This is a genomic window from Clostridium sp. 1001283B150210_160208_E6, assembly GCF_015669365.1.
Lineage (GTDB): Bacteria > Bacillota > Clostridia > Clostridiales > Clostridiaceae > Clostridium > Clostridium paraputrificum.
In genome coordinates, this window is the sequence record NZ_JADPAA010000002.1 from 344830 (window position 1) to 358294 (window position 13465).

The window sequence follows — 13465 nt, forward strand, 5'->3', positions numbered from 1 at the left end:
TTACAATTTTATAATCCAATTCCTTGTTGTAAACAAGTTTTTAAATCATCATCTGGTTGACTTATTTGTTGTAAATTAAATGTATCAACTAAATATTGAAGTACATTAGGACTTAAAAATGCCGGTAAAGTTGGTCCTAAAAAAATACCTTTTATACCTAAAGAAAGTAAAGCTAAAAGGTCTGCAACTGCTTTTTGTTCATACCATGATAAAATAATAGATAAAGGTAATCCATTTACATCGGTATCAAAAGCATCTGCAAGTGCAGTTGCAATTCTAACAGCAGAATAGGCATCATTACATTGGCCAACATCTAATAACCTTGGTAAACCTGCCACCTCACCAAAATCTAATTTATTAAATCTATATTTACCACATGCTAAAGTTAAGATAACACAGTCCTCTGGAACCTTTTGAGCAAATTCTGTATAATAACTTCTTCCAGGTCTTGCTCCATCGCATCCACCAATTAAAAAGAAGTGTCTTATCTTTCCATCCTTTACTGCATTAACAATTTCTCCAGCATGACTTAGAGTTTCATGATGGCCAAAACCTACTAAAATTTCATGTGGTTCTTCTGATTCAGTGAAACCACCAAGTTCTAGAGCTTTTTCAATTATTGGAGTAAAATCTTTATATCCATCCTTATCAGCAGGAATATACTTAACACCATCCCATCCTACTACACTTGTTGTAAATATTCTATCTTTATAAGTTTCCCTTGGTCTCATTAAACAGTTAGTTGTCATTAAAATACATCCTGGTATTCCATCAAATTCTTTTTGTTGATCTTGCCATGCTCCACCATAATTTCCTACAAGATGTTTATATTTTTTCAATTCTGGATAACCATGAGATGGTATCATTTCACCATGAGTATATATATTTATTCCTTTTCCTTCTGTTTGTTTTAATAACATCTCTAAATCCCTTAAATCATGTCCTGAAACTATAATAAAAGGTCCTTTTTCTCTCTTAACATTAACCTTATGTACTGTTGGATTTTTATAAGTATTTGTATTTGCTTCATCAAGTTTTTTCATTACAGCAACGCTCATATCTCCAGTTCTCATAGTCATACGAATCATTTCTTCTACACTTAAATTATCATTAGTAGTACACTCTAGTCCTCTAAAATAAAAGTTATCAACTTGGTCATCAAAATATCCTAAGAATCTAGCTTGGTGTCCATAGGCACTTATCCCCTTTAATCCATAAACAATTGTCTGCCTTAAAGATCTTATATCTGCATCTAGTGTTTGATCAAACATTATTCCTGCCCTTATTGAATCTTTAAGCATTTCTTCTTTTGTAGAACTAAGATTATATGTAGCTTGTTCAGGATATTCTTTATTTTTAGAAGCTTTTTCTCTTAAAGCTTCTTTTATCTTTTGAGATTCCTTAAGCATTTCAACATGTACTTCTGCATCAAAATTCACATTAGTTAATGTAGTAAATAATGAATTTTCAACAAAACTAACAATACTCTTATCTATGATTTCGCCCTTCTCAATTAGATCCACTGCATAAGCGCTTATTCCTTTACATTGATAAACTAGTAAATCTTGAAGATTAGCTACTTCTGGTGTCTTCCCACATACACCCATTTTAGTGCAGCCTTTTCCTCCTGCTGTTTGTTCACATTGATAACAAAACATTGGATTTTCATCCATAATAAATCACTCCTCTAAACTAAATAGATAATAGTATTATTCTCTAAAAACACTAAATAATTCACACCAAAAAAGAAATACTGCTGTAGCAATATTTCTTTTACTTACACCTATTATTAAATTTCTACTCTTTTCTAAGCCATCCAGCTGGAGTTCTATGGCCTCCAATATAATAATTATTTCCATCCTTCTTTAGTTCAAACTTATCTCTTGTATGAGTCCCCATATTTTGCTGTATTACTTCAATATAGTCTTCTCCAACTTCTGAAATAATTACTATATGACCATATGTTGTATCATTAAATATTAATATATCATTTACCTTAGGCATCTCATTTCCGCCATTCCTATATTGAACAAGCCCTCTTTTCTCATTTACTTCTCCCTGTGGAATACTATCATCAAAAAAGTCCTTTGCGTTACCATATCCATCTGGCATCTCATGCCCTAAATAATCATAATAATATCTTTTTATAAACTCAACACACTGCCACTCATATCCATAATAATATCCATCCTTACTATAATGTTTTCCATGAACATTACCATATTCTGAACCATTATAGTATACCTCTACCCCATTAAATACATCAATTGTCTCTCCAATTCCATTTTTATTATCTTCATATTTTTTATAACCTTTATATGATGCATATCCTATAACGCAACATAAAAATAGAAATATAATAATGAACTTTAATACCCTTTTTTTCTTCACAATCACCACTTCCAATCTCATGGTAATTATATCCTAATTGTGTATTAAAATACTTCCTTTTTGGATATTTGTAATAATTTTTTAATTTTCTAATTTACTTCAATTATACTTATGAATCTATCTATCTTTTCACAGTTAAGCTTTTTATTATATTTCATAAATTCACTTTCAAGCTCATCTATATATGAATAATATTCATCTTTTATTTCATCTACTTGTGCTTCTGTTAACTCTTTTAATATTCCCTCTTCTTCAATTCTATTTTTAAACATTAAATCTCCTATTACTATCTTCCCATTATCTTTTAAAACTCTTATCATCTCTTTAATAGCCAATGATTTTTCTTCAGAATTTAAATGATGAAATGCATAAGTTGATACAATTATATCAAATACTTTATCATTAAAAGGTATCTTTAGAAATTCTCCTAATCTCACTTTTAAATTAGGATATTTATGTTTTGCTACTCTTAACATTTCTCTAGATTGATCTATTCCAACTACTCTATAGTTATTTTCTAAAAACCTTTTGGCTAAATTTCCTGTTCCTACCCCAATATCTAATACTGATATACCCTCTCCAGCTATAGTAGATTTCTCATACACTTTATTCAAAACTTTATTATAGTTTTCATAAATCTTTAAAACTCCCCTATCAACCTTCACATCTTCATCATAACTATCTGCCCAACTATTAAAGTTCCACTTATCCTTCCATCCCTCTCTAATAGATGCTACCTTATTTCCTTTCTCAATAATAGGAAAAATTTTATCAGAGTTCATTTTCTCATCTTCATATAATATATCTATTATTTTTTCAAGTGATTCTCTAATAGTATTTAATCTATGCATCTCATCATTCACCATAATCCATTGTCTATTAAAGTGCTCCAAATAATCTATACTATCATTACTTTTAATTATTTCCTTTATAGTTTTAATTGATAGTCCTATAGATCTGTATAATAGCACTGCTTGAAGTTGCATAATATCTTTCTCTCTATAAATTCTATAATCATTTTCCTCATCTCTTATAGGATTAATTAATTCCTGTTTCTCATAATATCTAATTTTATTGGTTGTTATATTAAATAACTTCGCTACTTCCTTTATATTATATTTTTTACTCATGTTCTTTCCCCCTTTACAACTAAGTTTAAACCTTAGTCTTAGGTTAAAGTCAATAAAAAAATCACAGCAATTTTCATCACTGTGAGTTCTAACTCTTATATAACCAAACTATCTATATCTACGTAATAATTTTCTGCTTTGTTACTGCACTCATTACATACTGGAATGCTATAAACAATTTTTCCTTCTTCCACATCATTTATTTTTACATTTGATATTACATCTGCCTTTTGTATACAGCCCTTACAAGAACATAACGTAACCTTTTCTCTTTTCTTTTTTTCCCAAATCTCTTTTTTCAATATTTTGCTCTCATTAATATTATGTACCTTTATAAAATTCATTTTAATCCCCACCTTATTATATATAGTTATAATTACATGTCTATTTTCATTGTACTCCTATTCCAGTTTTTACATTATTTATTCAGAAAATTAAAATTAGTAACAAAATACAAATTATTCTATAATTAGAAAAAGCCTACACAATAGTATGTAGGCTTTTATACATAAGTATTTAATTTTTAGTGAGAACATCCATCATGATTACATACATGAGTACTAGGAAACTCTTTTAACTTATTTTCCTTAAATGCTTCTAGATTTTTTTCCAAATCTCCTTGAATTGCTTGAAAAACTTTTATTCCCATAGAATTTAATTTATTAATAGCTCCTGCACCAATGCCTCCAACTACTACTGCATCTACTTCTTCACCTGACAATGCTTTCATTGGTTGGCATTTGCCATGTTCATGACCTAAATCACCATTGCCTACTGACTTAACTTCATTAGTCTCTAAATCACATATTACAAAAAGTGGTGCTGTACCAAAATGACCATATGGTATACTTTTTACTCCTTCATTTGATTCAACTGGAAAACAAACTTTCATTATAGGTTCCTCCTTGATTTTTTTATTACTAGCACATTTCATATGCTTACATCCATTTAGACATTTTAAGCTTGCAATATTTGTTGTACTAGTTTTTTCATTATCTATTATTGATTCTAAAAACTTAATTGAAGAATTTATTTTTTCTTCATTTAAGTCGTAGATAATATGATAACCAATTTTATATCCTTGAATTAAACCAATATCTTTAAGTATTTTTATTTGTTGAGATACTGCTGCTTCACTGATTTCAAGATGTCTTGCTATACCTTTAGCACACATGCCTCTATTTGAAATTAAAAGCAATATATTTACTCTAGTTTCATCCCCTAGTGCCTTAAAAATCTTTATAAACTCTTCCATTGCTCCTCCATTTTTAATTAAGTAGTTGCTTAACTAAAGCTTAGCACTATTCTATGTTAATTTCAACCATATTATACGATATATATAAATACCTATATATAATATTCACTTTTATATTTTCTAAAATTATTTACTATACAAAATAAAAGAAGTGCATAAAGCATATACACTTCTTTTAGCTACTTATTTAATTACTACATTTATTTTATAAGAATCCTCTACTATTGGATTTTGAGCTTTTTGCATAGCAATCTTATATTTCTTGTTATTATCTACTACTGGCAACTCTACCAATACAAGATTATTTTCAGCATCAATCATAGGTTCTTTTCCATTATTTAAATCCATTTCATAGTAGTTGCTATCCTCATCTAACAATACAAAACTAGATAACAAACAATATGAATAGTCTCCATCTACTTTCATAGTTATTAAGGTACTATCTTCTAATGTTTTAATAGAATCTACTTTAACATTTGTATCTCTATTTAGCTGAATATTTTCACCTACTAAATCATTAAGATATAAGTACTCTTTATTATCCATACTAAATACCTTTACTACCTCATCATAAGCATAACCCGATTTCTTTTCTTCTACTGTAGCTTTTCTACGATTCTCTATAATAATTTGTTTTTTATCAATATCATTTACATTGCATTGATATATATTTGCTCTATATTCACCTATGCTTTTATCTATTTCATTATCTTCATAGTCAAGGATAGGCACTATAGAAATACCATCAACATTCCATAGATTATTTAATATTTCAAATTTTCCACTATACTCAATATCACTTGATGTACTACCAGCAAACTTTACTCCTAAAACTTTCCCATTATTATCAGTTACTCTAAATCCTTTTATTTCAGGGTTTTTACTTTTACTCTTCTCATAGTAAGTACCTGAATAATTAATAGAGCTTCCAAAAGGACTAATTACTACATTCTCAATCTTTAATTCACTTGTTGGTAACTTAATATTTTCATTTACTTCTATAGTTTTTGATATGCTATTTGTCTTTTCCTTATTTGTAGAGAATTTAAGATTCCAATCTCCTTTAATATTATCAACATACTTAAAGTCGATTTCAATATTTACTTCATCACCTAATTTTATATCAGAAACATTACCATACAAAATATACTCTGTTGTTTTATCATCTATTTTTACATATTTATTATTTCTACTTTTCATTAAATGACCATCTAAATATATATTACCCATTATTCCCTTAGCTCCATCTATATCTTCACCTACTATAGTTGTAGTAATAGCTAATATATTATTATCTAGAGCAATATCATTTACTGTAACCTTTACGCCATTGCTTTCAACAGTTTTATTTACACTTTGAGAAAAATCTTCAAACTTATCAATTTTATCTACATCACTAAAATGGCTAAAAATTGACCCTATTAATGGAATTGCACTAACTGCCTTTGGATTCATTATACCTATTACACTTACTAATACAAATACAGCAGCTATCCCTCCCCCAATCTTTTTTAATCTTACGTTCTTTCTTCTATATTTATATTTTTCTCCCCTTTTTATTGAATCTTTTATAATATTATTTAATTCATTTGTTGGAACATCTATAGAATTTTTCAAATTATTAATATCCATAACTCAAACAATCTCCCTTCCAATATAAAGTCTTAATGCATTTAGCCCTTTATTTAAATATGTTTTAATTGTACCTTCTGGCTTATCTAAAACCTTTGAAATCTCATTTATAGTTAAATCATCAAAATACTTTAATATTATTACTTCCTTATATCTTTCATCTAATTTATCTATGGCACATAAAAGGTCTAATTTTTCATCACTATCCTCTTTCATTGCTTCCATATTACCTAAAGCTTCTTCTTCTAAGTAAATAACTCTCCCTCTCTTTTTATTAAAAGTTATTGCATTGTTAATTAAAATTCTAGTTATCCATGTTTTAAAAAGCTTTGGATTTCTTAACTTATCAATAGATATAAATGCTTTATAAATAGTATCTCCAACAATATCTAAAGCATCTTCTTTACACTTCACATATGCATATGCCGTTCTATATAAGTTATCTTTTATACTATCAATTAAAGATGAAAATGCTTGTACATCCCCTTTTATAGCCATATTGACTTTTTCATCCATATTGTTCCTCCTTAAATGTCTAAATTATCGATAATTTATCCTTACATCCATTAGACTAAGTAAACATTAAAATGGTTTTATATTTTACATATTATGATAACATAAAAATCCACATGGACTTTTATCTCCATGTGGATTTAATCTTTATACTATTTATTTTTCTTTCCTTTTAAAAGAAACAGACTTTAGCTTTCCATACATTTTATAAAGCATTGGATTTTTTTCTTCTTCTTCTTTTTCATTAATAAACTTTATAAGCTCCATAACAGGCTTAATTCTATTCATTGTATCCTTATATCCTTCATTAATTCTAACTCTTTTAGCATCAGTATCTAAATTCAAAGTACCATTAATAGTATTTTCATCTAGATTTTCAGGTGCTATTATAATTAACTTAGAATGAGGATATAAATCTCTATCAATAGTTGCTTCTTTTGAAAGCAAAACAACGATTATAACATCACACTTTTCACCATAAACGGGCTGTATAGGTGTATTATCAGCAATACCACCATCAATATATTTTTCTCCTACAACCTCTGTACTATCGTATATAAGAGGAAGAGATGCAGATGCTAACACAATTTTCTTCCTTGTCTCTTCATCATAATCATTCAATCTAAAATACTTAACATTATAGTTAGGTAATTCTGTACAAGCTGCAAAACAAACCTTATTAGTATTGTCAAAAACACTACAATCTAGATATTTTTCTATAACCTCTACAGCACCTTCATTACTTATTGCTCCATGTTCTATCTTATCACTAAGAAATCTCTTAGCTAACTGAAGATTCTTCCCCCCTAAGTATAACCCTATTCCTCTTTTTATTAATTCTACCTTACTAAGAGGAACTAATTTATCCATTGTTACTTCTTCCCATAACTTATCTGCTTTTTCCATGTTATCCATAGCAAATAGCACTGAATTAAATGCACCTATAGATGTACCTGAAAAGACAGATATGTATTTACTTATTCCTAATTCCTTTAGAGCTCTCCAAACGCCTAACTCATAAGCGCCTTTTCCGCCACCACCAGAAAGTACTAATCCTATTTTCATAATTCCCCCTATATTTATAAATACTTTATTTTATATACCATAATGAATTATATATTTTCCTTTTATCTTTGCCTCCATAAGAAGACAAGTTAAGTCAGTAAGCTCTTGTGACTTCTTAAACCTATTTAGTGTTGATGCTATATCATGCAAAAACATTAAAGAAGTATCTGGTATCAAGGTTACTCCAGTATATGCAAATCCAAAACTTGGGTTGCTATAGTTATGATGATATGTTCTTAATCTCTTGAGATACTTTATCATCTCAGTTACTAATTCATCATCTACTTCTATACAATTATATTCTTTAGGATCATAATTGCTATAATCTTTTTCTTTATCAAGCTTATCTATTATTCCAAACTCATGTTTTGCCATATATTATCACCTGTGTTCTTTATTCATCTTATTATTCATTATTATAACAAATTAACTCTATATATGAAAACAGGATTTCTATCTATTTAATGAAATCCCGCTTTAACACTTTAAACTTATTAAAATAAATGTAATCCTATTTAATTTCCTTAAGACTTAAGCTTTATTATATTAGTATCTCTAGTAAAATTAATAAAATTATACAATACTAATACATTATCAAAGCTATTATTATTTATATATTCACTAACAGATTCAGAGAAACTTCTTAAATCTATAACATGAATTTCTTCAAAATTTTCAGTTAAAAATGGAACAAAAGAATTAGCATAAGAGTCCTTAAAGATAACTAACTTCTTTCCATTTTTCAAATTAGAATTATTAATTATAGTCAATGGATTATTTCCATATAAAAATAATGAATATTTATCTCTTATATCTAACTTAGAATAATCATATAAAGAATTATATAATTTATCATCTATCTTCATTGTTATTCCTGAAAAGTCATAATAAGTTAACTTATCCGAGGCAACATTAAAAGGTTTTGCCTTTGAAAAATAAGTTCCAAAAAAACCTTCCACCTCATTCTTATTATACTTATCTAAATTTATAGCTTTGTAACCTATACTTTCTATAAAATCTCTATAAGCTAAGTAGGCTCCTTTTGTAGTCCAGTGATGGTCAGTTTTATAATATAAACTTTCTTCGCTTTTCTCTATAAACTTTTCAGTAAGATTAATCTTATTTTCACCGTTAATACCTATATATATCTTCTCTAGCTCATCCCTTTGATTAATTACAGGAGCGCCTAAGGGCAATTTTTCTTTATATACTTCATAGGAATTTGGCGCTATTAATATACTTACAGGTGTCTTGCTATTCTCTATGAGCTTATTAATAGAATCTATATTAATGGTAACTCTTCTTTTATCTAACTCTGTAAACTTTTCAAAAAGATATCCATCTTTTCCATAAATAATATTATTGTTTTCTAACTTTCCTAATAAGTACTCACTTCTTGATTTTAAATCTATCCAGTTATCTCTTAAAATAAATTGATCACTCATATACTCCTCATACTTTTTAGGATAACTGCCATCAAAATACTTTTCTAAGGAAAACTCAACCTTTCCTCTTAAATTTCTATTTTCTAACTCTGAAAATCTCTTATCCTCTTTACATATATCTATAATAGTAATTCCTAGAAGGAAAATAAAAAAAGTATATAATAAAGGATTTCTTCTCATATTTAATACCTCCTAGAATCTAAAATAAAGGAATGGATTATATGTTGCATCAACTAAATAAGCAACAGATATTATAAAAATACCCATTAGAATTATTGTCTTTATCCATTTAAAGTTTTCTATCTTTTTATAAAACATCGAAACTAATGGTAAAGAAAAAATAATTGCAATAATTAGTGAAACTCCATAGTTTCTAAGATAATAAATCCACTCTTCTCCATTTGAATAGAAAAACAACTTACTAAGGTATTCACAGATACCATTAAAATCGGTTATAGCAAATAAAGTCCATCCAATTAAAAGTAAAAATATTGTGTATATGTGTGAAAATACTCTATGCTTATTTAAAAAATTTATAAGCCCTAACTTTTCAATACTAATAAGTAAGAAAAAGAATAATCCCCAAAGTAAAAAATTATAACTTGCTCCATGCCATAACCCAGTTAAAGCCCATACAATAAATAGATTAAAAGTAACCCTAACTTTACCTTTTCTATTACCACCTAAAGGTATATAAACATACTCCTTAAACCATGAACCTAGAGTAATGTGCCATCTTCTCCAAAATTCAGATATGCTTCTTGATATATAAGGGTAATTAAAGTTTTCTGGAAAATTAAATCCTAACATTTTACCCAATCCAATAGCCATTAAAGAATATCCGCTAAAATCAAAATAAATTTGTAAGCCAAAGGATATAATCCCAAGCCAGGCTAGCGGTGTTGAAATATTTTCAAACCCTATTCCTTCAACTTCTGTCCAAAGCATTCCTATATTATTTGCTATTAGAACCTTTCTACCAAGACCTAAAATAAACTTTTCAATTCCTACTTCAACATTATCCTTAGTAATAACTCTCCTACTTATCTCCTTATTTATATCGGTATACTTTACAATTGGACCAGCTATAAGCTGTGGAAATAAGGTTACAAATGCTGCAAAATTAATAATGTTCTTTTCAGGAACTACCTTGCCCCTATAAACATCTATACTATAGGACATTGTTTGAAAGGTATAAAAGCTTATTCCTAAAGGTAAGGTTATCTTTACTCCTTTTATAGCAAAATTAAAAATATTATTTATGTTGTCTATAAAGAAATTAAAATACTTAAAGAAGAATAATAGACCAAGATTAAATACTAAGGAAATACACAAAACTATAGTTTTTTTCTTAATTTCATTTTTATATCTATAAATAAGCCTTCCAGCTGTGTAATCAATAATAATTGAGGCAATCATTATTAAAAAATATTTGCCTTCCCCCCAAGAATAAAACACTAAACTTAATAGAGTTAAAATTAAGTTTTTATATTTCTGAGGAGTTATATAATATAGTATTAGTGCAATAGGTAGAAACCTAAATATAAATAAAATACTACTAAATATCAAAACTTTTCTCCTTTTTAACTAATTATCCATCTTGCTCTTTATAAAAATAAAAAAGGTGTGGCGGATATTTATTTCCCTTGTTCCGTCGTAAGCTCCAAGTCACATGGAAACAAATATCCCCCCCACGCGTACTAAAGGTAAGTAAATTATAAAATTACTATCCTTTATTTTATATTTTTTAATATGAAAATGTAATAATACCTTTGATTTATAGCTAATTGAAATTTTATAATTTACTAGACAGTAAAAAATTAATGCTTTAAGAATGTTTCCATTCCTAAAGCATATTTGACTATTTTAGAGCTTCTTCAAAAACTTTTGCTGCCTTTTCAGCATTGTTTTGTCCTTCTTCGTAATCTGGGATAATGAAAAGTCCTACATAATTTCCATTTACCTTTAATTGTGCTGCTTCAACTGCTTCAGGCTCTCCTGGATAAAATGCTGATGCCTTCTTATCCTCAATAACCTTTTCTAATGAAGCCTTTACAGCATCAACCTTTCCCTCTTTAGCTTTAACAACTGCAACTACTTCTAATCCGGTATTAATGACACCATTTTCTACAGTTTGCTCTTCTACATCATCAAGATTTAAATGGAATTTTTCTGTTAAAAGTTCTCCTTCAACTGTTCCTAATGCTCTCATTTCCACTTTTTCTTTAATACTTTCAACAATTTCACTTGTTGGAACATTTTTAGCTTCTTCCTTTGCTCCACAACCTACAAATGTTGCTCCTACCATTAAAGTAGCTAATAAAATTGATAATTTCTTTTTCATAATACCCCTCCGTCATCTTTTGTATTCCTTTACAATGTATCACATTTTTTTCACTTTGAAAAGTTTCAAAATCATTACAATGTTAGTACTCCTACAAAACTTTTAACTATATTTAGTTACTCTTATACTTTTTTTCATAAATACTATATAAAATTAATGCAACCACAGAAAAACTTATTGGTCCTGCTAGCATCATTATAGTATCAAATATTTTTCCCGATATTGCTGGTTCTATTATTGTAAATATGTTAGCAAAGCCCACCATTATACATATAATAACTGCTACAAAAATTGAAGCTCCATAGGATTTATAAAATTCATAGGCTTTTGGAACCTTTCCTTCTAATTGCTTCTTTTTAAACTTAGGAAAAGCTCCTGCTAAAAATAAATATGGTATAGTCATAGCAACATTGGTCATTAAAACTAGTATCCTAAAGAATTCTTTTGCACCCTTTCCTCCAAATGATACTAAAAGTATTATAAAAATTACTATAACTGCTTGAACGCACATAGCATTTATAGGCATTCCATTTTTTATTTCTCCAATTTTTCCTGGCCAAATTTCCTTTGGTGCTCCTGAAATTAATGTTTTTAGTGGGGAATATGTTAATGTGAAAAATGCCCCAGTTAAAGCTAATAACATTGATAAACCAACAAATCTAGCAACCCAAATGCCAATTTGTAAAGAAACTGTTTCACTTAATCCCATTGCATTTCCAAGTTGAACTCCAAAGTTATTCATTAGAATATAAGCTACATTACTTAAATTAACATCTTGAGATGATAATACATCATTCCAATTAGTAAAAACTCCACAGGCAAATATTCCTATAGCATACCCTACTGAAATAACAAGAGCAGAAACAATTATTGCCTTAGGAAAATTCCTTTCTGCATCCTCAGTTTGGTCAACCAATCCTCCTAATACTTCAAGTCCTCCAAATGCAAAAATAGCAAAAGTTACAAAAGACAAGATTTGTATTATTGATTGATAATCTGGATTGGGTGAAACAAAAAATGCTTTTACTCCATTGGTAATTGGTTCTGAAAACTCTCCACCATTTAAGGCAAATACTATAATAGCTCCTACAATTAAAACTACATTTAATATTGCTATAAAGGTTCCTCCAACAGATGTAATCTTAGTTATTTTCTCTATCCCCTTGGTAGATATAAATGTAACAAAAATTATCCATAGCACTCCTAGTATTCCTAATGTTTGAGTTGAATTTAATCCTAATAATGACCATGTAGATGTTAAATCCTTTCCAAAAAAAGCATTTGATAAAGGAATCCATATAGATGATGCCACATTTACCATCCATACTATATAAGATGCATACCACATAAAGGTACCAATAAATGCATACTTAGGTCCTATAGACCCTTCCATCCAAGAATATATTCCACCACTTTCTTTCTTAAAGGCAGAACCATATTCAGCCATAATAAAAGCATATGGTATAAAAAATGCTATTGCACTTATTATATACCATGGAATAGCTGCATATCCCATTAGTAAGAATGACCTTGGCATATTAGCAAATCCAAATACAGATGTAAAAATCATAAGTATTAAAGCCATTAATGTTAGTTTTTTTGTATTATTGTTCATTCTATCACCTCTATTTAACCTATCTACAATAGGTTGAACAAAATGAAGGGATATTATTTATTAAAGATAAGAAAA

General features: G+C 28.3%; 13 protein-coding genes. All 13 read right to left on the reverse strand.

Annotated features, from left to right (window positions below):
* Positions 1-8: 8 nt before the first annotated feature.
* Positions 9-1673: a hydroxylamine reductase gene (gene hcp, locus I4V16_RS04375; RefSeq protein ID WP_080351884.1), complete on the reverse strand. Its 1665-nt coding sequence runs from the start codon at positions 1671-1673 to the stop codon at positions 9-11.
* Positions 1674-1797: 124 nt separating this feature from the next.
* Positions 1798-2391, reverse strand: a complete 594-nt coding sequence (locus tag I4V16_RS04380) for a CHAP domain-containing protein (protein ID WP_242979726.1) — start codon at positions 2389-2391, stop codon at positions 1798-1800.
* A gap of 89 nt (positions 2392-2480) precedes the next feature.
* Positions 2481-3521, reverse strand: coding sequence for a methyltransferase domain-containing protein (locus tag I4V16_RS04385; RefSeq protein WP_049179882.1), 1041 nt, complete (start codon positions 3519-3521; stop codon positions 2481-2483).
* A 95-nt stretch (positions 3522-3616) separates the two neighbouring features.
* Positions 3617-3865, reverse strand: coding sequence for a hypothetical protein (locus I4V16_RS04390; protein WP_049179883.1), 249 nt, complete (start codon positions 3863-3865; stop codon positions 3617-3619).
* A 179-nt stretch (positions 3866-4044) separates the two neighbouring features.
* Positions 4045-4776, reverse strand: a complete 732-nt coding sequence (locus I4V16_RS17640; protein ID WP_080351885.1) for a metalloregulator ArsR/SmtB family transcription factor — start codon at positions 4774-4776, stop codon at positions 4045-4047.
* A 183-nt stretch (positions 4777-4959) separates the two neighbouring features.
* The gene (locus I4V16_RS04400; RefSeq protein WP_111937599.1) at positions 4960-6408 is read right to left on the reverse strand and encodes a DUF4179 domain-containing protein; all 1449 of its coding nucleotides are present in this window, start codon (positions 6406-6408) and stop codon (positions 4960-4962) included.
* A gap of 3 nt (positions 6409-6411) precedes the next feature.
* Complete coding sequence (locus I4V16_RS04405) at positions 6412-6924, reverse strand: sigma-70 family RNA polymerase sigma factor (protein WP_049179886.1); 513 nt, start codon at positions 6922-6924, stop codon at positions 6412-6414.
* A gap of 153 nt (positions 6925-7077) precedes the next feature.
* The gene (locus I4V16_RS04410) at positions 7078-7986 is read right to left on the reverse strand and encodes a patatin-like phospholipase family protein (protein WP_049179888.1); all 909 of its coding nucleotides are present in this window, start codon (positions 7984-7986) and stop codon (positions 7078-7080) included.
* 30 nt (positions 7987-8016) lie between these two features.
* The gene (locus I4V16_RS04415) at positions 8017-8361 is read right to left on the reverse strand and encodes a hypothetical protein (protein WP_049179889.1); all 345 of its coding nucleotides are present in this window, start codon (positions 8359-8361) and stop codon (positions 8017-8019) included.
* Positions 8362-8510: 149 nt separating this feature from the next.
* Entirely contained in the window at positions 8511-9611 is a 1101-nt protein-coding gene (locus I4V16_RS04420) for a DHHW family protein (RefSeq protein WP_049179891.1), read from the reverse strand.
* A 12-nt stretch (positions 9612-9623) separates the two neighbouring features.
* Positions 9624-11000 (reverse strand): MBOAT family O-acyltransferase, encoded by a 1377-nt coding sequence (locus I4V16_RS04425; RefSeq protein ID WP_049179892.1) that lies wholly within the window; start codon positions 10998-11000, stop codon positions 9624-9626.
* A 292-nt stretch (positions 11001-11292) separates the two neighbouring features.
* Entirely contained in the window at positions 11293-11775 is a 483-nt protein-coding gene (locus I4V16_RS04430) for a DUF4358 domain-containing protein (RefSeq protein ID WP_049177065.1), read from the reverse strand.
* A 112-nt stretch (positions 11776-11887) separates the two neighbouring features.
* Positions 11888-13390 carry a glutamate/gamma-aminobutyrate family transporter YjeM gene (yjeM, locus tag I4V16_RS04435; protein ID WP_111937561.1) on the reverse strand — a complete coding sequence of 501 codons (1503 nt, stop codon included), beginning with the start codon at positions 13388-13390 and terminating at the stop codon, positions 11888-11890.
* Positions 13391-13465: the final 75 nt, after the last annotated feature.